Source organism: Motilibacter rhizosphaerae, assembly GCF_004216915.1.
GTDB lineage: Bacteria > Actinomycetota > Actinomycetes > Motilibacterales > Motilibacteraceae > Motilibacter > Motilibacter rhizosphaerae.
This window is the reverse complement of sequence record NZ_SGXD01000001.1, coordinates 967,364-987,077: the sequence shown is the minus strand read 5'-3', so window position 1 is coordinate 987,077 and position 19,714 is coordinate 967,364. Positions and strand designations below refer to the sequence as shown.

Here is a 19,714-nt window from a genome sequence, read left to right as displayed (position 1 = left end):
CCGCCGCCGGTCAGGCGGCGCGCGCCAGCCCGTACGCGATCCGCCGGAGCAGCGCGCGCTGCCCGGCGAGCGTCGGGTGGAGGCCGTCGGGCAGCCAGAACTCGTCGGCCTGCCCGTCGTCGGGGAGGTCGGGCAGCTCGATGAGGCCGGGCAGCGTCCCGCGCAGGACGGCGAGCGTGTCGTCCAGGTCCTCGGTGGTGAAGCGGGTCGGCGACGCCTCGGGGGTCACGGCGAGGTAGCGCTGCTGGTCCATCGGCGGCGGCGCCACGGCGAAGAACCGCGCCCCGACCTCGTCCTCGGTGAGCTGCTGCAGCGCCAGCAGGTTGCGGCGGGTCTCGCCGGCACTGACGGTGCGCACGCCCGCGGTGCTCCCCTGCCGGCGCCCGTCGTTGGTGCCGAGCATGGCGAGGACCGCGGTCGGCTCCTCCCGCGCCACCAGGTCGAACATCGGGATCGTCTCGCTCGTGGTGGAGCCGCTGACGGCCAGGTTGACGACGCTCGCTCCGTCGAGCGCGGAGACCAGCGTGACGCAGGCCGCCAGCAGGTTGGCCCAGCTCAGGCTGTCCGCCGTGATGGAGTCGCCGAGCACGACGATCCGCGGGCCGGTGACCGCCACCGCCCGTAGCAGGTCGTCGGCGAACCCCGGCTCGGCGAGGAGGTCCTCGGCCGCGGCGGTCACCGCGCGGGCGTGCTCGTCGCGGATCGCCTGCAGCTGCTGCGGAGGGCACCCCACGAAGTGGGCGTCGAGCAGCAGCCCGAGCTCCGGCTCCAGCCCCACCATGGCGTGCTGGGGCAGCCGCTCGAAGTGCGTGTAGCGCGCGATGGTGGCCGCGTCCAACCACGGCGGGGCGCCGTTCCCCCTGCGTGCCTGCTCTTCCACGAGGTCGCCCATCGGCTCGTCGCCCATTCCCTCAGCCCTTGACCGAGCCCTGGAGCAGGGCGGAGACGAAGCGGCGCTGGAAGACGAGGAAGACCGCCAGCGTCGGCAGCAGGATGAGCACCGAACCCGCGCACAGCAAGGGGATGTCGGTGCCGTACTGACCCTGGAAGGCGCCCAGCGCACCCGCCATCGTGCGCTTGGTCGGGTCGTCGACCAGGACGATGGAGAGGAGGAACTGGTTCCACGTCCAGAGGAAGAGCAGGATCGCCAGCGACGAGAGCGCCGGCGTCGCGAGCGGCACCTGGATCCGCCAGAACTGCTGCCACGTCGAAGCTCCGTCAACACTGGCGGCCTCCGAGAGCTCGGCCGGCACGTTGACGAAGTGCGCGCGCATCCAGAGCACGGAGAACGGCATGAACAGCCCGATGAGCGGCAGGATGATGGCCCATCTGGTGTTGAGCAGCCCCATGTCGCGGACCTGGTAGTAGAGCGGGGTCAGGATGCCCTCGAAGGGCAGGGTGAGCCCGAGGACGAACAGCAGGAAGACCACCCGGTGCCCCGCCATCCGCAGGTGGCCGAAGGCGAAGCCCGCCATGGTGCCGAGCAGCAGGGACGCCGGCACGACGCCCAGCACGATGAGCACGCTCGAGAGGAGCAGCTTGCCCATGTCGGCCGCGCGGAAGGCGTCCGCGAAGTTCCCCCAGTGGGGGCTGTGCGGCCAGGAGATGCCCTCCGGGTAGGTGCCCGACGGGTGGAGCGCCGTCACGACCAGGCTGAGGAACGGCAGCACGGTGATGAGCATGAGCAGGATGAGGAGCCCGCGACCGACCACGGCCTCGCGCTGGTGGACGAGCATCAGTCGCGCTCCTTCGTCAGCCACTGGATGGGCAGGACGCAGGCGAGCACGAGCACCATCAGCGCGACGCCCAGCGCGGAGGCCTGCCCGACCTGGCGCTCGGTGAAGGCCAGGTAGTAGATCTCGAGGCCGGGGACCATCGTGGAGTTCCCCGGGCCGCCCTGCGTCGAGATGTAGATGATGTCGAAGCTCGCGAGCGCGGCGATCACCGTGACGGTGACGCAGACGCCGATCTCCTGGCGCAGCGCCGGCAGCGTGATGGAGCGGAACTCACGCACCGGGCCGGCACCGTCGAGGCGGGCCGCCTCGTAGAGCGAGGGGTCGATCTTCGTCATGCCGGCCAGCAGGAGCAGGGTGCACAGCCCCAGCAGCACCCATGCCCCGATGACCCCCACCGCGGGGAGCGCGAAGGTGAAGTCCCCCAGCCAGGCCCGCGCCACCGACCCGAGGCCGACCCAGCCGAGCGCCTGGTTCACGAAGCCGGTCGAGGACAGCAGCCAGCTCCACACGATGCCCGCCGCCACCAACGGGATGACCTGCGGGAGGAACAGCACCGTACGCGCCACGCCGGCGAAGCGGCTCGCGGCGATCTGCCGGATCGACGCGGCGATGAGCAGGCCGAGCACGACCGGCACGAAGCTGAAGAAGACGATGAGCTTGAAGGCGTTGACGATCGAGCCGGACAGCGCCGACTCGGTGAACAGCCGCCCGTAGTTGCGCAGCCCCACCCAGGTCGAGGCCCCCACGCCGTCCCACTCGTACAGCGAGTACTGGACGCTGATCACCATGGGGCGCAGCACGAAGACGGCGTAGACGAGGAACGCCGGCGCCACGAACAGCCACCCGGTCACCGCTCGCCGGGCGGAGCGCCGCCCGCGGCGCGGACGGCGCTCCACCTCCTCCGACTGCCGAGGGGCGGCCCTCCGGGCCTGCTGCCGGGTGTCGGGGCTCACGGCTCAGTGCCCCAGCTGGCTCTGGTAGTCCTTCTGCACGGAGGCGAGCATCTTCGCCCCGGTCTGCTGGCCACCCACCATCCGCTGCAGGTTCGGCGTCCAGCTCTTCGCGTAGACCGCTCCGGTCGCGTTGGCGATGAAGTCCATGGCGCCGTTGTCCTGGCCGATCTTCGCACCGGCGGCGAGGGTCGCCGCCGTGACCGTGCCCGCCTTCACCGGAGGCATGTACGCGTCGGCCGCCCCCATGGGGTGCGAACCGCCCACCTGCACGGCGATCGTGCGGGCCTGCTGGTTCGTCGCCACCCAGTTGAGGAAGAACGCCGCGCAGTCGGCGTGCTTCGCCTTGGCCGCGATGCCGTAGGTCAGCGGAGCCGACATCGCCGCCTGCTTGCCGCCCGCCTGGGCGGGGGGCATGAGGAAGAAGCCCACGTTGCCGGCCATCTGCTTGTCGAGGTTCCCCGACTCCCAGTCACCGTCGAAGATGAACAGGCTCTTGCCCCCGATGAAGCGGCTCATCATCGCCGCGTAGTCCAAGGAGTTGACGTCCTTGGCGAAGTAGCCCTTGGAGATCCACTCCTGCAGGTGCGCAGCGGCCTGCTGGTTGCTCGGCGTGTCGATCGTGGCGCCCGGCTTGTCGAAGATCCAGTCGTTGATGGGGCCGGCCGGCCCGTACGCCGCCATGAGGTTCTGCAGCGGGAACGCGAAGCCGCCCGTGGCGCCGCCGTTGAACTGCGCGATGGGCGTGATGCCCGCGCTCTTCGCCTTCTGCAGCAGGGAGTCCAGCTCCGCGACTGTCGCCGGCGGCTTCGTCATGCCGATCTGCGCGGCGAGCTTCTTGTTGTAGAAGATGCCGGTCATGCTGAAGTTCAGCCCGTTGGCGTAGAGCGGGCCGGTGCCACGGCTCCCGTCGGCGGAGATGCGCAGCTGCTCGAGCTGCGAGGCGGGCCACTGGTCCCAGCCGAACGCCTTGGCGTAGCTGTCGAGATCGAGCAGCAGGTGGTCCTTGGCGAGCTCGGACATCTGCGGCAGCCGCATGAGGTCGGGCGGGTTGTCGGCCAGCGTGCGGGGGGCGTTCTGCGTGATGACGGCGAACTGGTCCTCCCGGATCGACCACGTGACGTTGGGGTACTGCTTGGTGAACTCGTCGGTGAGCGCCTTCGGCAGCGGGAATCCCGTCTCGAAGTAGCCCGTCATCGTCACCGGGGCGGTGCCGCACGACGGAGCAGCACCGGCGGCACCGGAGGCGCCGGTGGAGGCACTCCCCTGGGCGGCTCCCGCCGTCGCGCCACCGGCGGCGGCGGGAGCGCTGCCCGCACCGGAGCTCGGAGCAGCGGACGAGCTGCCGCTCCCCGGGCTGCTGCACGCAGCCGTCACGGCCAGGGCGGCGACCGCGAGCACGCCTGCCCGCGTGCGCCGGGACGAGGGGACGGGAGGGGTGGGGAGGGCGGGCATGCGGACTCCTGTGGCCGGCACGGACGAGGGCGGGGACCGGGCGGCGGGACGGCCGCGAGGACCCCTGCCCCCTGAGTAGAGCACAGCCACCCTGGCCTGCCAAGGCCTTCGGTAAAAGCACTTCGACCCGGTCAGCGCGGGGTGCCCGTCGTCAGCCGGGGCACGAGGGCGCAGTCGAGGACGGTGACCGTGCGCGGAGCGGCCGGGTCGGCCATGCGGGCGGCGAGCACGCCCACGGCCGCCGCGCCGGACTGCTCGAAGGGCTGGCGCACGGTGGTCAGTCCCACGGCGTCCGCGGCCGGGCCGTCGTCGTACCCCATGACGGAGACGTCACCGGGCACGCTGAGCGAGAGCTCGGCAGCGGCCCGCAGCGCGCCCACGGCCAGCTCGTCGAAGTGCGCCATCACCGCGGTGGGCCGGTCCGGCCCGGCCAGCACGTCGCGGGCGGCGGCCCGCGCCTCCTCGGCGCTCGACCCCGTCGGGCGCACGACCAGCGTCGCTCCCCCGGCCTGCTCGAGCGCGTGGCGGAAGCCGTCGAGCCGCTGCCGCGCCTGGGACTCGTAGTCCGACTCCTGCTGCTCGATGAGGTAGCCGATGGACCGGTGGCCGAGCTCCAGCAGGTGCCGCGCCGCCAGCGCACCCCCGCGGAAGTCGTCGCTCACGATGACGCTGAAGCGCTCGCTCGCGGCGTCCACCAGCACCGTCGGCATCCCGCGCTCGGCGAGGCGGCGCTCGACGGCGTCCTCGATGCGCTCGCCCATGACGATGAGACCGTCGAGGTGGCCACGGATCGCCGAGGCCGCGAGCACGGGCGACGTGGCGGCCGCCGCCGACTCGATGTCGACCACGCGCGTCTCCAGCCCGGTGTCGCGCAGGGCGCGCAGCGCGCCGGTGAGGCGCGCGTAGTACGACGCGTACGACGAGAAGGGCGCGAGGATCCCGATGCACCCCGCACCGGCCCGCGCCTGCGAGACCGCAGCCGGCTTGGGCACGAAGCCCAGCCGGTCGGCGGCCTCCAGCACCCGCCCGCGGGTCGCGGAGCTCACCCGCTCGGGTCGGTTGAGGGCGTTCGACACCGTGGAGATCGAGACCCCGGACTCGCGTGCGACGTCGTAGATCGTGACCTGCTTGCCCATGCGGCTCCCCCGCCCGACCCGGCCGGAGCGGCGCCCGGCCTGAAGGATGTGCGGACTTTACCGAAGCACTTCGCAACCGCGTGCGCCGATCGTCCGACTGGTGTTGCGGGGAGCACGTACGCGACGCAGGGTCACCTGGCATGCTCGGACCAGCTCGTCGCCGAGGCGGCGGCCTGGTCGCGCGCGCTGGGCCCGGACCACGCGAGGGCGGCAGGAGGGTCCGGGCATGCAGGTCCGCGACGACCGCGGGTGAGGCTCGCGCTGGAGGACGCGGCGGAGGAGCGGCGCTCCGTGGTCACCGGCGAGCTCGAGCGCCACGGGCACGAGGTCGTCGCGCTCGCCGGCGGCACGGCATCGGGGGCGACCGCGCTGGTCGAGCTCCTCGTCCGGCAGGACGTCCACGGGCTCGTCCTCGGCGTCCCGGCCGGGGGTCCACTCCCGCTGCTCCGCCTGCTCGGGGACCCGGCACTCGCGGCGTGGCGGGAGGCGCAGGCCGTGCCCCTCGTCATCGTGCTCACCGACGAGCCCGACGGCACCGGCGACCTCGCCCTGCTCGAGGCCGGCGCGACCCACGTCTGGCACGTGCGCTCGACCGGTGGGGCGGCCGGCGCCATGCTCATGGACGTCGCGCTGCAGTACGCCGCGGCCGCGCTCGCGGGCGAGGGCCTCGAGCGCGAGGTGTCGCTGCTGCGGCGCATGCTGGACACCGCCCGCGCGGCCTTCTGCATCAGCGACCCGGGGCTGCCCGACGACCCGGTGGTCTACGTCAACGGCGAGTTCGAGCGGCTCACCGGCTACCGCCGGGAGGAGGTCCTGGGCCGCAACTGCCGCTTCCTCCAGGGCCCCGGGACAGACCGCGCCGTCGTCCGCGCCCTCGGCGAGGCGCTGCGGGAGGGCCAGCCGGTCGAGGTCGAGGTGCTGAACTACCGCGCCGACGGGCGGCCGTTCTGGAACCACCTCGCCATCGACCCCGTCCACGGCAGCGACGGCCGGGTGTCCCGGTTCGTCGGGGTGCAGACCGACGTGACGCAGCGCCTCGCCGAGCTCAGCACGGCCGAGGCCGCCGCCCTCGAGGACGAGCTCACCCGGCTGCCGAACCGGCGCGCGCTGCTGGAGGAGCTGCGCCAGGCCGAGGCGCGCGCACTGCGCCACGAGGAGCCCGTCGCCGTGCTCTTCATCGACCTCGACGGCTTCAAGGAGGTCAACGACAGCCACGGGCACGCGGCCGGCGACGAGGTCCTCCGCGACGTCGCTCTGCGGCTGCGCTCCTCGGTGCGCAGCGGGGAGTTCCTCGCCCGGGTCGGAGGCGACGAGTTCGTCGTCGTGCTCGACCGCGCGGACGACGACGCGGCGGTCGCCGCCGGTCGCCGCCTGCTCGACGCCCTCGAGGCCGGTGGCCCCGCGGGCGCGCACCCCGACGCCGCCGCTCCGCGCGCGAGCATCGGCGCGGCGAGCGGCGCGCCGCCGCGGGTGACCCTGCCCGAGCTCGTCGCCCGGGCGGACGCCGCGCTCTACCGGGCGAAGGCCGCCGGGGGTGGCGTGGCGACGGCCCTGCCCGGGGCGTAGCCCGTCAGCGGGCGCCGGCGACCAGGGGGTTCGCGACCTCGAGGCGCCCCCGCTCGACGAGCCAGCGCACCGACTCGAGGACCGCCTGCTCGGGCTCGTACGCCGGGGCGTAGCCGAGTCGCTCGACCGCCTTGGCGATGCTGAAGCAGTGGCTGCGGTGCAGGTGGCCCCAGCTGGACTCGGCGTGCTCCGGCGTCGTCGAGCTGCGGAACGACTCCCACGACACGGTCTCGAGGACCGCCTGCTGGCCGAACCAGCCCGCGGCCACCTCGGCGTAGCCCCGCACGGTGAGCGCGGTCGGCGCGACGACGCTGACGTCCTGCCCCGCCGCGGCCTCGCGGTGCAGCAGCGCGAGCTCGAAGGCCTGCGCGACGTCGTCGGCGTGGACGTGGTGCATCGACTCCGCCCCGCTGCCCGGGACCCGGAGGGCCTCCCCCGCCGAGAGCGCGCGCCAGACCCCCGGGTCGAGGCTGCCGAGCGGGCCGATCGGGTGCCACCCCGGGCCGACGATGTGGCCCGGGTGCAGCGAGGTGGTGACGAGCCCGCCCGCCGCCGTCTCCGCTGCGAGGAGGCGGGCGATCCGCTCCTTCGCGATGCCGTACGCGCCGAACGCCGGCCCGGCCGACGAGGGGTCGTCCTCGGTGATGGGGAGCTTGCGGCTCGCCCCGTGGCGCCAGATCGAGCCGCAGTGGACGAGGTGCCCCACCTCTCCGCGCAGCCGGTCGACCAGCAGCGCCGCGGACTCCGGCGTGAAGCAGACGAGGTCGACGACCGCCTCCGGGCGCAGGCCCGAGATGCGACCGCCGAAGCTGCCGTCGGCGTCCTCCTGCTCACGGTCCGCGAAGACCTGCTGCACCTGCTCCCACTCCGGCGCCGGCACGTACGGCGTGCTGCGGCCGCGGCTGACGCTGACGACCTCGTGCCCGGCGCGGACGAGCCGCGGGACGAGGTAGCTCCCGATGTGGCCGCTGCCACCGATCACCACGACCCGCACGTCGCCTCCCGGGTTGGGGTGTGCTCCCGCGGTAGCAGTGTCGCCCACGCGGCACCGGCCGAGCCAGCGAGCGCGTACTGTCGGTCCTGCGGCCCCTCCGGTGCCGCCGCGTCGCCGGCAGCGTCAGTCCGGCTCAGCGCCGGCCCCTCTGCGCCGGCGTACCCGACCAGGGCGGCCCGCCCCCGAGGTCGACCGTGTCTCTCCCCCCGCGCTCCCACCCGGACGAGGTGCTGACCATGGCGCAGAAGAACAAGGACGGCCGCGAGGCCCGCGAGCCCGAGCAGGACCGCAGCACGAAGGTCAAGGGCCGGACGCCCTCGCCCACCGTGCACGTGCTCGCCCACCCCGCGAAGACCTAGGCGTGCCCCGGCCCGCGCGGATCGGCCTGCTCAGCACCTTCCCTCCGACCCAGTGCGGCCTCGCCAGTTTCACCGCGGCCCTCCTCGACGAGCTCGCGCCGGGAGCCGGTGTCGTCCGGGTCGTCGAGCGCGCGGAGCCCGTCGACGACGGCCGGGTGGTCGGTGAGCTCGTCGCGGGGTCGCGCAGCAGCGCGCGCGCCGCCGCGGAGCTGCTGGACCGGTTCGACGTCGCTGTCGTCCAGCACGAGTACGGCATCTACGGCGGCCAGGACGGCCTCGCCGTGCTCGACGTCGTGGACCTGCTCGCGGCGCCGGTGGTGGTCGTCCTGCACACGGTCCTGCGCGGGCCCACCGCGCGCCAGCGCCACATCCTCGAGCGGCTCCTCGAGCGCGCGGACCTCGTCGTCACGATGACGAGGACGGCGAGCGAGCGGCTGGTCAGCACGTACGCCGCGGACCCGGCGCGGCTCGCGGTGATCCCGCACGGGGCGTGGCGGTCCGGCGTACCCACGGCCGCACCGCTGCCCGACCCGCGCCTCCCGGGTCGCCGCCCGCTGGTGCTGACCTGGGGCCTGCTCGGCCCGGGCAAGGGGATCGAGTGGGCGGTCGACGCCCTCCCGGGGCTGCGCGACCTGGACCCGCGCTACCTCGTGTCGGGGCAGACCCACCCCAAGGTGCTCGAGCGCGACGGGGAGGCCTACCGCGACGGCCTGCGGCGCCGCATCGCCGCCAGGGGCGTCGAGGACCTCGTCGAGCTCGACGAGCGGTACCTCAGCACCGGGGAGCTCGCCCGGCTGGTGGCGTCGGCCGACGTGGTGCTCCTGCCCTACGACTCCGAGGAGCAGGTCACCTCCGGCGTGCTCACCGAGGCGGTCGCCGCCGGGCGGCCCGTCGTCTCGACCGCCTTCCCGCACGCGGTGGAGCTGCTCACCGGCGGTCCGGGGCTCGTGGTGCCCCGGCAGGACCCACGGGCGATCGAGCTGGCGCTGCGCCGCGTCCTCACGGAGCCCGGCCTGGCCGCCGCGCTCGGCGCGAGCGCCGCCGACCGCGCCGCGGAGCTGTCCTGGGCCGCGGTGGCCGAGCGCTACCAGCGCGCCGCCGGCACGCTGGTCGCGGCGCGCGCCAGGACCGAGGTGGGCCGGTGACGACGGTCCCGCTCACCCACCTGCGCCGGCTCACGGACGCGGGCGGCCTGTTCGAGCACGCTGAGGGCACGCGCCCGCGTCGAGAGCACGGGTACTGCGTCGACGACGTCGCCCGCGCGCTGGTGGTCCTCGCGCGCGAGCAGCCCGGCGCCGCCGATGACCTGCTCGAGGGCTATCTCGCCTTCGTCCTCTCCGCCCAGGACCCGGACGGCACCTTCCGCAACAGGCGCAGCACCGACCTGCGCTGGCACGGGAAGGCGGGCGTGGAGGACTGCTGGGGCCGGGCGCTCTGGGGACTCGGCGTCGCGGCAGCGTCGCCTGCCGTGCCGGTCGCCTCCCAGGCGCGGGCGCGCGAGGCCTTCCGGCGCGGGGTCGGCTGGCGCTCGCCGCACTTGCGGGCCACCTGCTTCGCGGCGCTCGGAGCGGCCGCCCTGCAGGAGCTGCACCCCGCGGACGAGGCCGCCCGCGACCTGCTGCGGGACGCGGCGGCAGCCGTGGGCCGCCCCGCGGACGACCCGGTCTGGCCGTGGCCGGAGCCGAGGCTGCGCTACGCCAACGCCGTGCTGCCCCACGTGCTCCTGGCCGCGGGCAGCGCGCTCGGGCTCCCCGCGCTCGTCGCGGACGGCGTGCTGCTGCTCGACTGGCTGCTGCGCGTGCAGACGCGCGGGTCGGTGCTCTCGCTCGTCCCCGCGCAGGGGCGCGCGAGGGGGGAGGGCGGTCCCGGCTTCGACCAGCAGCCCATCGAGGCGGCCGCGCTCGCCGACGCCTGCGCCAGCGCGTGGGCTGTGACGGGGGACCGGAGGTGGGCGGAGGAGGTGGCGCGCGCCGCGGCGTGGTTCGACGGCGCCAACGACTCCGGCACCGCGCTGCACGACCCCCACAGCGGAGGCGGCTACGACGGGCTGGAGCCCGGCGGCCGCAACGCCAACCAGGGCGCCGAGTCGACGCTCGCCCTGCTCTCCACCCGGCAGCACGCCCGTGCCTGCGCTCTCCCCGCGCCGCGCCCCCCGGCCCCGTGATGCCGCTCGCCCACCGCTGCGACGCGGTCCTGGTGCCCGACGCCTCGCGCGTCCTGGCCCGGCTGTTCGTCCCCGGCAGCGAGCTGAGCCCGGAGCGGGGCTCGCGGGCGACGGGTGTGCTGGCCCGCGCCCTCGCCCTCCCGGAGGACGAGGTCGAGGTCGTGGTCGCCGACGTCCGCGCCCGCTACGCGCGCCGGCACCGGGACCTGGAGGCCGTGCTCGCCCGCCACTACGCCCAGGTCGCCCACCGCGTCCCGCCTGACGCGGAGCTCACCCCGGCGCGGCGCGCTCTGGTGGGCGCGTACTTCACCAGCGAGGTCGCCGTCGAGGGCGCCGCCCTGACCAACCCCTCGGCGGTGCCGCACCCCGACCAGGCGGGGCTCGGGCCGGGCGAGCTGCGCCTCCTGCTGAGCGTCCGCGCCGTCGGCGAGGGCCACGTGTCCTCGATCGGCTTCCGCACGGGCGTGCTCGGCCCCGGTGCCGAGCTGCGCATGGACGCGCCCAGCCCCCACGTGGAGGAGGGCGCGCACGGGCCCACCTCCCACGACCGCGGGGTGTTCGAGGACAGGCTCGCCGACCTCGGGGCGGATGCGGAGAGCTCCGCCTTCGTGGTGGGCCGACTGCCCGACCCCTTCCGGGCGGCCGACCTCGAGACGGCACTCGGCGCCCTCGCAGCGCAGCGGCTCACCAGGTCCGGCGGCAGTCACGTCGCAGGCCTGGCCCGGCACCTGCTCAGCTGCGGCTACGCCGTCACCTTCGACCCGGCCTCGACGCTGTCGGAGCGCGTGCTCGGGCCGCACGCCCCCGCCGAGCGCGCCGGCATGGAGGACGCCCGCCTCCTCCGCTTCGTGGACGAGGACGGTGGCGTGTCCTACCGAGCGACCTACACCGCGTACGACGGGGAGCGGATCGCCCCGCAGCTGCTCGAGACGGACGACTTCGCGGAGTTCCGCGTCTCGCCGCTGTCCGGACCGGCTGCCCGCGACAAGGGCCTCGCGCTGTTCCCGCGCACGGTGGGGGGCCGTCACTACGCGCTGTCGCGGTGGGACCGCGAGACCTCCGCGGTGGCAGTGTCGGACGACGGCCGGCGGTGGGACTTCCCGGAGACCGTGCTGGGCCCCGTGGAGCCCTGGCAGCTCATCCAGACCGGCAACTGCGGGCCCCCGATCGAGACCGCCGCGGGCTGGCTGGTGCTCACCCACGGAGTCGGGCCGATGCGGGAGTACGCGATGGGCGCGCTCCTCCTCGACCTCGACGACCCGTCGCAGGTGCTCGGGCGCCTGCGCGGGCCACTGCTGCGCCCCGCGCAGGAGGAACGCGACGGCTACGTGCCGAACGTCGTCTACTCGTGCGGAGGGCTCGTCCACGACGGCGTCCTGCTGCTGCCCTACGGCGTGAGCGACCGCTCCGTGGGCTTCGCCACCGTCGGTCTCGACGCCCTGCTCGAGCGGCTGACGGCGGGGGCGCCGGCGGCGACCCCCGCGAACAGCCGTGCGTAGTCGGCGACCATCCGCGCAGCGCTGAAGCGCTCCTCGACGTCGCGCCGGCACTCTGCCCGCTGCAGCAGGGGCACTCGCGCGACGGCGTCGACCGCCTGGTCGACGCCGTCCACGAGGACTCCCGTGACGCCGTCGCGGATGATCTCCGGCATGGAGCCGAGCCGGCGCGCGACGACCGGCGTCCCGGTCGCCAGGGCCTCGACGACGGCGAGGCCGAAGGGCTCGGCGAAGGCGATGAGGTGCAGGAGGGCGATCGCCCCGCCCAGCAGGGCGTCGCGCTCGTGGGGCTCCACCGCCCCGACCCATGTCACACCTGGACCGAGAAGCGGGGCGACGCGCTCGGCGAAGTAGCGCTCGTCCTGCACCACGCCGGCGATGACGAGGGGCAGACCCGCACGCCGTGCCACCTCGATCGCGGCGTGCGTCCCCTTGTCCGGGGAGATGCGGCCGAGGAACAGCAGGTACGTCCCGGGCTCGAGCACGAGGCTGAACTGCTCGAGGGCGATGCCGTGGTGGATCGTGGCGTCGTAGCCGAGGTCGGGGTGCCGGTCCGCGTCGCTGATGGCGACGTAGTGCGCGGTGCGGTCGTACTCGCGGTAGACCGGCACGATCCGCTCGGAGGAGAAGCCGTGCACGGTCGTGACGACCGGAGTCCTGACGAGGCGGCTGTAGCTCAACGGCAGGAAGTCGAACTGGTTGGAGATGACGTCGAACTCCGCCGCACGCTCGAACGCCGCTGCGACGTGCAGGCACTCGTGGACCTTCGCGTCGAGGGTCGGGTCCTCCTCGTACCCGCGGGGCGCCACCGCGTGCAGCCGCGCCGTCGTCCGCGACTCGGCGGTCGCGAAGAGCGTGACGTCGTGGCCGAGCGCGACGAGGCCCTCGGCTAGCGTGGAAGCGACCTGCTCCCACGGCCCGTACGACCGCGGTGGAGTGCGGTGCGCGATCGAGGCGAGCACGGCGATCCTGAGCCGCTCGGGGGCGGGCGTCACGGTCGCGCCGTCGAAGGAGCGCCGATGAGCGCGGTGGCCTCGTCCGCCACCCGCGATCCCCGGCTCCGTTCGTCGCGGACCTGCCGGTTGACCGGCGAGCCGCTCAGCGCACCCGCTCGGGGATCCGGTCGACCGCGTCGAGGACGTGGACGGCGAGCACCCGGGCTACCGCCTCGGAGAGCTCGGAGTGGTCGACCAGCGCCTGCGTGGCCAGGTCCACTCGGCGCTGGTACTGCGTGCCGGTGACGCGGTGGGAGGAGGCGGTGCTCGTCATGGGGGGTTCTCCGGTTGCTCGTGGCTGGAGGGCGGGTGTGCCTGGTTCTTCGTCGTGGTCGCGGGCGGCGGGTACGGTGCCCCGCGCCCGGTTGGCCAGAGCAGGGAAGGCGAGACCGGTCAACCAGCCGGGGCCGCGACCGGGCGGTCGGATGAGCAGGTTGGTCATGCCGGACTCGTGCGCCTGGCGGGCGACCGCTCCGTTCAACCCGGTGACCGAGACGACGCGGCCGGCAGCGCGCTCGTGGCGCAGGAGCTGGAGCAGCACCGCCTGCGCCTGCGTACCCCAGCCACTCAGGGCGGAGAGATCGACGACGACCGGCCCGGGGGCTGCCTCCACGTGCTCGTTGAGCGCCTGCCTCCACGCAACGACATCGGCGTTGGCCAGCTCGCCCTCCACGGTGATGACGGTCGCACCGGCACGCCGGGTGGCCCTGGTCGTGACGGACACCTAGCCCGCCGCGCGCTTGTCGGCGCCGACGGCATCAGCGCCGAAAGCGCCCGATCGGAGGGCGACGGTCTGCCGGTCAGCGGCCAGCCCCGCCTCCGCGTCGTCCCGGTCCGCGTAGACCGGCAGGGGGAAGATGAGCCCCGTACGCCGCAGGAGCGTGGCGAGGGGGCCGCCTTCGACGTCGAGGACGACCAACCGCTGCTGGCGCGACTTTCCGTGCGTACGCGCGGCTACGAGGGCGGCGAGTGCCTGGTCGTCGAACCCCGTCACTGCTCGGGCATCCAGCAGGAGATCGCCGGACCCGCCGTCGAGGGCGGAGACGAGCGCGCGACGTAGCGGGCGGGTGTCGGTCGGGGTGACCGCTCCGCGCAGGGTGATGATGCTGTCGGTGCCGAAGTCCTCATGCGTGGTGTCCAACTGCTCTGCCTCTCCTGGTGCCATGGGTCGAGCGCGTGTCACGGCCGCACGGCTAGCGCGATGAGCGGCGCGAGGCGAGGCGGCGCAGCTGCACGATCCGGACCGACCCGAGCAGGAAGACCGCGAGACCCCCCAGCGCGGCTGCGCCCAGCAGGGCGACACCGAGCGGGAGCGCGGCGGACCAGAAGAGCACGTTCACTCTCGTGTGCCGCGAGTTCTCGAGCACGAAGACGAGCACCACGACCACGACCACGGCCGTGGGCAGCAGAGCGGTCCACGTACGTCCCACCCAGCTGGACGGAAGTCGACGGGTCACGCGGGTGGATGACGGGGGGCGCGCTCCTGGCTCGCTCGCAGGCACGTCTCGTGCGGGCGCGGACACGGGGCCGACCCGGCGTCTAGAAGTGGTCTTCTCGGGTCCCATGGCGGGACCGCCGATCTCCTCCCGCTAGCGGAAGGGCTTGGACCTCGAGGTGAGGCTGACACCAGGGTACCACTGTCCGCGCTCCACGACTCCCGCAGTTCTTCCTGTTCGGCAGGCACTCCGCTGAGGGCGACGCCGCGCCTGATCCTCATCCGGGCGTCCACCCGGAGCAGCTCCCCGGGCGCCAGCGAGTGCCAGCGCGGATCGTCATCGAGGGGCTCGCTCGCCACGACGACGTGAGGGACGCGAGCAGCGTCCCCCTCCACGCGCATCGAACCATCTCTGCCGGTGCTGCGGATACCCGGACCGGCAGCGCGTTCGAGCCACCACAGCGTGTCCGTGGCCGGGTAGCGCAGCGCGAGGAGCTCATCGCGGGTTGCGATGACGCAGTTCAGGCTGGACACAGGGACCAGGGACGCGATCTCGGTGACCGCCCGGATGAGTCCCTGGCTCAGGTCATGGCACTCGTCGGCGCGTCGACTCACGAGCGCGAAGAAGCGCTCGGAGTCCGTGTCGCCGGCGAAGTGGTCGGCCCACGGTCCGGCGAGCTCCTCCACGTCGGCGAGTCCGCCGAGAGCGCCGTTGTGGGCGAAGAGCCGGCCCTCCCTCTCGAAGGGCTGGGTGTTGTCCAGACTACGTGCTGTACCGGTGGAACGCCGGACGTGGGCGACGAGCGAGCCGCTGCGCAGGGTGCGCGCGTCGCACGCGAGACCAGGGTCGTCGAGGGCCGCCACCGGAGCGCGGTCGAGGTGTGGCGCGCCCTCCTCCTCGAACCACCCGATGCCCGCTCCGTCGGGGTTGGAGGAACCGAGCTCGTCCGGGCCGTTCGGTGAGTCGAGCAACCAGTACCGGGCGGAGATGCTGGAGTGCCCAGCGAACAGCGCCAGCATGCGGCACATCCCTTCACGCCCCCTCGGCCGAGGGCACGCGCCACTCGGGGCGGCGGTAGCGGTCGAGCACGAGCGGGAGGCCGGTGAACAGCAGGGTGCCGACCGCGACCAGCGCGACGTAGCCGCCGGCGCTGCCGATGGGAAGCTGGTCCGGCGGCACGAAGGCCAGGACGAGGGCGAACCCCACGGCGAGGAGGCCAGTCCCCGCGACGAGCCACATCCCCGGGGTCCCTCCAGCGATCCGGTACGCACGCGGGAGGTCGGGCTGGCTGTGCCTCAGCCGGATGGCGGCGGCGAACAGCATCATGTACATGACGATGTAGAGGCTGACGACGAGCGCGGAGATGGGGAAGGACGCCGAGCTGACGTCGTCCATCACGAGGTGGAGCACGGAGATCGCCGTCACCACCGCACCCTGCACCAGCAGGATGTTGCGCTGGGCGCCGTAGCGGTTTGTGCGGTCGAGGAACGGCGGGAGGGCACCGTCCTCCGCTGTGACGAGTAGCGCGCGGCTCGGCCCGCCGATCCACGCGAGGGCGCCGCCGAGGGCTCCTTCCCAGCACACCTGGACCGGACCGCACACGAGGTTGGGCTTGCCCGCATCGAGTCCTGCGGCGCGTCGCCTGCTGCGCCAGCGTGACCTCGCGGCCAGGCCCCCGAGCATGGCGGCCTCGCTCGAGCCGGTCGTCGAGGTGCCGACCGCCCGCTCGGCAGAGGGCGCGCACCACAGGTCGGCGAGCATCTGGACGCACCGGGCTTCCAGCTCCGCCGTATGCGGGTACTCGTCCTTGTCGACGATGTTCTTGTCCAGGGATGCTGCCATCAACTGCGCCACGGCCGGTCCGACCCACGTGGTGCAGAACGTCGCGAGGTTCATCCGCGAGGTCCCGTCCAGCATCAGCTCGTCCTGGACCATGGCATGGACGGCCTCCGGGGCGGACTCGAGGAGCTGAGAGCTGCTTGTGGGCAGGGCCTTCGCGGTGTCGGCAGCGCTACACGTCGTCGTCGAGCAGGTGGCGGGTCGCGTCGAGGGTCACGGCGACCTCCTACGCGACGCTGCCGTCGGCGCGCGCCGGCACGCGGTCGCCGTGCACCACGAGGACCGGGCATGTCGCGTGCTCGGCGCAGGCCGAGCTGACCGAGCCGAGGAGCATTCCCCGGAAGCCGCCGTGGCCACGGCTGCCGAGGACCAGCAGGCGTGCACCACGGCTCTCCGCGAGCAGGACCTCGGCAGCTCCGCCGGCACGGACCATGGCGCTCAGGCGGAGGGGCCGGTGCTCGCCGAACACCTCGTCGACCGTCGCCACCAGGGATTTCTCGGCCTCCAGGGCCGGGTCCCACGACTGGTCGGTGAACATCCCTGCCACGACCATGCCGTTGGAGGGGATGACGTCGAGCCACGCCTGTATCGCGACGACCTCGCAGTCGAGCGCCGCTCCCTCGAAGGCCGCCCAGCGCAGGGCCGCCTGTGACGACGGTGAACCGTCGACACCGACGACGATGGCGTCCTCGAACTGGTCGCGCTGGCTCATGACGGGGGCCGCTCGGTGCCGTTGCTCGCGGGCAGGCGGATCGCAGGGACCGGCGGTGCAGCAGCGCTGACCTCGGCCACCGGCACGGCGGCGTCGGCTGCTGCGGTCTCGCGGGCGAGGAAGGAGCCGAGCTCGGCGATGGTGCTCATGAGCGGGGCGGGGAAGACCACGGTGGTGTTCTTGTCGACCCCGATCTCGACGAGGCTCTGCAAGTTGCGCAGCTGGAGGGCGAGCGGGTGCGCGACCATGATGTCAGACGCCTCGCCCAGCGCCGCCGCGGCGAGGGACTCGCCCTCGGCGTTGATGATCTTCGCGCGCTTCTCCCGCTCCGCCTCGGCCTGGCGGGCCATCGCCCGCTTCATGCTGTCGGGAAGCTGGATGTCCTTGAGCTCCACCAGCGCCACCTCGACGCCCCAGGCCACGGTGGTGACGTCCAGGATCTCGCGGATGTCGAGGTTGATGCGGTCGGTCTCGGACAGCGTCTCGTCGAGGGTGTGCTGGCCGACGACCTTGCGCAGGGTCGTCTGTGCGATCTGGTCGATGGCGGCGCGGATGTTCTCGATCGCCACGACGGACTTCATGGCGTCGACCACGCGGTAGTACGCGACGGCCGAGACGTCGACGCTGACGTTGTCGCGGGTGATGATCCCCTGCGACTGGATCGGCAGCGTGATGATGCGCATTGTCACGCGGTGCAGGACGTCGACGAACGGGATGATGAGCTGGAGCCCTGGTGTGCGGACTCCGCGGACGCGACCCAGGCGGAACAGCAGGCCGAGCTCGTACTGCTTGACCACCTTCGCCGACAGTGCGATGCCGAGCAGGGTGAGCACCGCGAGCACGGCCAGGACGGTGACGGCGACGGTGACGAAGGCGTGCATGGTGGGGCTCCTCGGCGCCGGCGAGCGGCGCCTGTCCTGCCGGCGCAGCGCACCGGCTGGACCATCGTGCGCAGGTGCGCGGCGCTGCCGGCAGAGGCGAACGTCCCACCGGCCGGTGTCGGCGAGGCTGCCCGCGGAGGTGACCTTCTCCTCTGGGAGGGGCGTCCCCAGCGTGCCAGGCTGCGCCCCATGGGCCCTCCGCTCGGCACCACCGCCGCCCGTCCATGCCCACTACTGTTCGAGACGTGGACCTCACGCCCGGATCCGCCGCTCACGGGGGTCCCCGCGCTCCTGCCGACCGGGCGCTCGGGCTCGCCCTCCGCCGCTGCGCATGGGTGCAGGCGTCCCTCGAGGTCACCCGCTCGCTGCTCTCCGACGACGGCGCCGAGCCGACGCGCGTCATCGCCCGCCGGCTGCAGGAGCTCCTCGACGCCGACGCGGTGGAGGCCCTTGGCGCTGGTACGCCGGAGGCCGGGGCGCGTGGCCAGGACGACCGCCCCCTGATGGTCCTCCACCTGAGCCGCGACGGAGCAGAGCTGGCCGTGCTCGTGGCCAGCAGGCTGCCCGCACGGCCTCCCTTCGACAGCGACGACCGCGACCTCGCCGTCGCGTTCGTCGGGGAGGCGGGGGCCGCACTCGAGCTGGCCGACGCCCGCGCCTCCCGGGAGCGCGGCGCCCTGCTGGCCGACCGCGACCGGATCGCCCGCGACCTCCACGACCACGTGATGCAGCGCCTGTTCGGTGCGGGGCTCACGGTCGAGAGCATCGCCGCCGGCCTCGGGACCGACCCGCGCGCGCGCCGTCTCGCTGCCGTCGTGCACGAGATCGACGAGACGATCGCCCAGATCAGGACCTCGATCTTCCAGCTGCGTGGCCCGCTGCTCGCTCCCGTCGGTGGCACGCGCTCCCGGCTGCTCGCCGTCGCCGCCGCGGCCGCCGCGGAGCTCGGCTTCGACCCCGCTCTGCGCTTCGTGGGGCCCATCGACGCCGTCGTGCCAAGCGGGCTGGTGGACGACCTGGCGGCTGTCCTGCGGGAGGCGCTCAGCAACGTCGCGCAGCACGCCGGGGCCACGAGCGCGACCGTGAGCGTGACCGCGACCGGGAGCGAGCTCGTCGTGCTGGTCGACGACGACGGCGCTGGCCTGGGAGCCACCCAGCGTCGCAGCGGGCTGGACAACCTGCGGCGGCGCGCCGAGGCGCACGGCGGACACCTCGCGCTCGACCGACCCGCCACTGCGCCGGGACGAGACCCGGCGCCGGGCACGCGCCTCCGGTGGACGGTGCCGCTGTGACGCCGTGCGTCAGGGTGTTCGTCCTCGACGACTCCGAGATCGTGCGCCGCGGCATCCGCGACGTCCTCGAGGGGCACGAGGACATCGCCGTGGTCGGGGAGGCGCGTACCGCCGACGAGGCGCTCGTCCGCATCTCCGCCCTGCGCCCCGATGTCGCCCTGCTCGACGTGCGGCTCCCCGACGGCAGCGGGATCGAGGTGTGCCGGGAGATCCGCTCCTCGTCCCCCGCGGTGCGCTGCCTGGTGCTGACGTCGTACGACGAGGACGACGCGGTGGTCGCTGCGGTGATGGCCGGGGCCGCGGGCTACCTGCTCAAGGACGTGCGCGGTGCGGCGCTCGTCGACGCCGTCCGCGACGTGGCCGGCGGTCACGTGCTCGCCGGCCCGGGCACCGAGCGGCTGCGCGCCCGGCTGCGCACCGGGGAGGCCGAGGACGCTCGGCTCGCCTCCCTGAGCGAGCGGGAGCGCGAGGTGCTGCTGCTCATCGCGGACGGCCTGACCAACCGGCAGATCAGCGAGCGGCTGCTCCTGCGGGAGAAGACGGTCAAGAACTACGTCTCCGGGTTGTTCGCCAAGCTCGGCATGCAGCGCAGGACGCAGGCGGCCGTCTACGGGGCGCACGTCCAGGGGCTGCAGCCGCCGCGGGGGTGACCCCCCTCGTGCGCCGGGCCGAGCAGGTGCAGGCCGGCGCGGCCGGGGACTTC

The 19,714-nt window shown here is 73.8% G+C and carries 21 protein-coding genes; 7 read left to right on the top strand and 14 right to left on the bottom strand.

Going from position 1 to position 19,714, the window contains the following annotated elements; all coding sequences use genetic code 11:
- Window positions 1–10: 10 nt before the first annotated feature.
- From EV189_RS04470 to EV189_RS04450, 5 genes are all read right to left on the bottom strand, one after another.
- Complete coding sequence (locus EV189_RS04470) at window positions 11–907, bottom strand: SGNH/GDSL hydrolase family protein (RefSeq protein ID WP_130491695.1); 897 nt, start codon at window positions 905–907, stop codon at window positions 11–13.
- 4 nt (window positions 908–911) lie between these two features.
- Window positions 912–1,736 (bottom strand): carbohydrate ABC transporter permease, encoded by an 825-nt coding sequence (locus tag EV189_RS04465; protein ID WP_130491694.1) that lies wholly within the window; start codon window positions 1,734–1,736, stop codon window positions 912–914.
- Window positions 1,736–2,632 (bottom strand): carbohydrate ABC transporter permease, encoded by an 897-nt coding sequence (locus tag EV189_RS04460; RefSeq protein WP_407938110.1) that lies wholly within the window; start codon window positions 2,630–2,632, stop codon window positions 1,736–1,738. Before EV189_RS04460 ends, EV189_RS04465 begins: the two co-directional genes overlap by 1 nt.
- Before the next feature lie 60 nt (window positions 2,633–2,692).
- A complete protein-coding gene (locus tag EV189_RS04455; RefSeq protein WP_130491693.1) occupies window positions 2,693–4,141 on the bottom strand; it encodes an ABC transporter substrate-binding protein in 1,449 nt (482 codons plus the stop codon).
- A 131-nt stretch (window positions 4,142–4,272) separates the two neighbouring features.
- On the bottom strand, window positions 4,273–5,277 hold the full coding sequence (locus tag EV189_RS04450; RefSeq protein ID WP_130491692.1) for a LacI family DNA-binding transcriptional regulator: 1,005 nt from the start codon (window positions 5,275–5,277) through the stop codon (window positions 4,273–4,275).
- Between the two features lie 249 nt (window positions 5,278–5,526).
- On the opposite strand from EV189_RS04450, the gene EV189_RS04445 reads away from it, so the two are divergent.
- The gene (locus EV189_RS04445; RefSeq protein WP_130491691.1) at window positions 5,527–6,843 is read left to right on the top strand and encodes a GGDEF domain-containing protein; all 1,317 of its coding nucleotides are present in this window, start codon (window positions 5,527–5,529) and stop codon (window positions 6,841–6,843) included.
- 4 nt (window positions 6,844–6,847) lie between these two features.
- Here EV189_RS04445 and EV189_RS04440 read toward each other — a convergent pair whose 3' ends face one another.
- Window positions 6,848–7,837 carry an NAD-dependent epimerase/dehydratase family protein gene (locus EV189_RS04440; protein ID WP_130491690.1) on the bottom strand — a complete coding sequence of 330 codons (990 nt, stop codon included), beginning with the start codon at window positions 7,835–7,837 and terminating at the stop codon, window positions 6,848–6,850.
- A 194-nt stretch (window positions 7,838–8,031) separates the two neighbouring features.
- On the opposite strand from EV189_RS04440, the gene EV189_RS20600 reads away from it, so the two are divergent.
- Genes EV189_RS20600 through EV189_RS04425 form a run of 4 tightly spaced genes read left to right on the top strand, consistent with a single transcriptional unit; the run spans window position 8,032 to window position 11,859 of the window.
- A complete protein-coding gene (locus EV189_RS20600; RefSeq protein ID WP_231116048.1) occupies window positions 8,032–8,196 on the top strand; it encodes a hypothetical protein in 165 nt (54 codons plus the stop codon).
- 2 nt (window positions 8,197–8,198) lie between these two features.
- Complete coding sequence (locus tag EV189_RS04435) at window positions 8,199–9,341, top strand: glycosyltransferase (RefSeq protein WP_231116047.1); 1,143 nt, start codon at window positions 8,199–8,201, stop codon at window positions 9,339–9,341.
- Window positions 9,338–10,360 (top strand): glycosyltransferase, encoded by a 1,023-nt coding sequence (locus tag EV189_RS04430; RefSeq protein WP_130491688.1) that lies wholly within the window; start codon window positions 9,338–9,340, stop codon window positions 10,358–10,360. The genes EV189_RS04435 and EV189_RS04430 overlap by 4 nt, the downstream gene beginning before the upstream one ends.
- Before the next feature lie 32 nt (window positions 10,361–10,392).
- Window positions 10,393–11,859 (top strand): glycoside hydrolase family 130 protein, encoded by a 1,467-nt coding sequence (locus EV189_RS04425; RefSeq protein ID WP_231116046.1) that lies wholly within the window; start codon window positions 10,393–10,395, stop codon window positions 11,857–11,859.
- On the opposite strand, the gene EV189_RS04420 is transcribed toward EV189_RS04425, so the two are convergent.
- The 8 genes from EV189_RS04420 to EV189_RS04385 form a co-directional block, all read right to left on the bottom strand.
- Window positions 11,748–12,851, bottom strand: coding sequence for a glycosyltransferase family 4 protein (locus EV189_RS04420; RefSeq protein WP_231116045.1), 1,104 nt, complete (start codon window positions 12,849–12,851; stop codon window positions 11,748–11,750). The genes EV189_RS04425 and EV189_RS04420 overlap by 112 nt on opposite strands.
- 103 nt (window positions 12,852–12,954) lie before the next feature.
- Entirely contained in the window at window positions 12,955–13,575 is a 621-nt protein-coding gene (locus EV189_RS04415) for a DUF6307 family protein (protein ID WP_130491687.1), read from the bottom strand.
- Entirely contained in the window at window positions 13,576–13,992 is a 417-nt protein-coding gene (locus tag EV189_RS04410; RefSeq protein ID WP_165400122.1) for an STAS domain-containing protein, read from the bottom strand.
- 52 nt (window positions 13,993–14,044) lie between these two features.
- Window positions 14,045–14,281, bottom strand: coding sequence for a lipopolysaccharide assembly protein LapA domain-containing protein (locus EV189_RS20035; RefSeq protein ID WP_165400121.1), 237 nt, complete (start codon window positions 14,279–14,281; stop codon window positions 14,045–14,047).
- Window positions 14,282–14,304: 23 nt separating this feature from the next.
- Window positions 14,305–15,306: a class II glutamine amidotransferase gene (locus EV189_RS04400; RefSeq protein WP_165400120.1), complete on the bottom strand. Its 1,002-nt coding sequence runs from the start codon at window positions 15,304–15,306 to the stop codon at window positions 14,305–14,307.
- A 13-nt stretch (window positions 15,307–15,319) separates the two neighbouring features.
- Entirely contained in the window at window positions 15,320–16,204 is an 885-nt protein-coding gene (locus tag EV189_RS04395; RefSeq protein ID WP_231116044.1) for an amino acid permease, read from the bottom strand.
- A gap of 148 nt (window positions 16,205–16,352) precedes the next feature.
- A complete protein-coding gene (locus EV189_RS04390; RefSeq protein ID WP_130491682.1) occupies window positions 16,353–16,838 on the bottom strand; it encodes a universal stress protein in 486 nt (161 codons plus the stop codon).
- Entirely contained in the window at window positions 16,835–17,719 is an 885-nt protein-coding gene (locus EV189_RS04385) for a slipin family protein (protein WP_130491681.1), read from the bottom strand. The genes EV189_RS04390 and EV189_RS04385 overlap by 4 nt, the downstream gene beginning before the upstream one ends.
- Before the next feature lie 245 nt (window positions 17,720–17,964).
- On the opposite strand from EV189_RS04385, the gene EV189_RS04380 reads away from it, so the two are divergent.
- Window positions 17,965–19,011, top strand: coding sequence for a sensor histidine kinase (locus EV189_RS04380; RefSeq protein WP_165400119.1), 1,047 nt, complete (start codon window positions 17,965–17,967; stop codon window positions 19,009–19,011).
- Complete coding sequence (locus EV189_RS04375) at window positions 19,008–19,661, top strand: response regulator (protein WP_130491679.1); 654 nt, start codon at window positions 19,008–19,010, stop codon at window positions 19,659–19,661. The genes EV189_RS04380 and EV189_RS04375 overlap by 4 nt, the downstream gene beginning before the upstream one ends.
- Window positions 19,662–19,714: the final 53 nt, after the last annotated feature.

Coding starts and splice junctions, on each gene's coding strand:
- EV189_RS04470 (WP_130491695.1), bottom strand. CDS start 907: ATGGGCGACGAGCCGATGGGCGACCTCGTGGAAGAGCAGGCACGCAGG.
- EV189_RS04465 (WP_130491694.1), bottom strand. CDS start 1,736: ATGCTCGTCCACCAGCGCGAGGCCGTGGTCGGTCGCGGGCTCCTCATC.
- EV189_RS04455 (WP_130491693.1), bottom strand. CDS start 4,141: ATGCCCGCCCTCCCCACCCCTCCCGTCCCCTCGTCCCGGCGCACGCGG.
- EV189_RS04450 (WP_130491692.1), bottom strand. CDS start 5,277: ATGGGCAAGCAGGTCACGATCTACGACGTCGCACGCGAGTCCGGGGTC.
- EV189_RS04400 (WP_165400120.1), bottom strand. CDS start 15,306: ATGCTGGCGCTGTTCGCTGGGCACTCCAGCATCTCCGCCCGGTACTGG.
- EV189_RS04395 (WP_231116044.1), bottom strand. CDS start 16,204: ATGCTGGACGGGACCTCGCGGATGAACCTCGCGACGTTCTGCACCACG.
- EV189_RS04390 (WP_130491682.1), bottom strand. CDS start 16,838: ATGAGCCAGCGCGACCAGTTCGAGGACGCCATCGTCGTCGGTGTCGAC.
- EV189_RS04385 (WP_130491681.1), bottom strand. CDS start 17,719: ATGCACGCCTTCGTCACCGTCGCCGTCACCGTCCTGGCCGTGCTCGCG.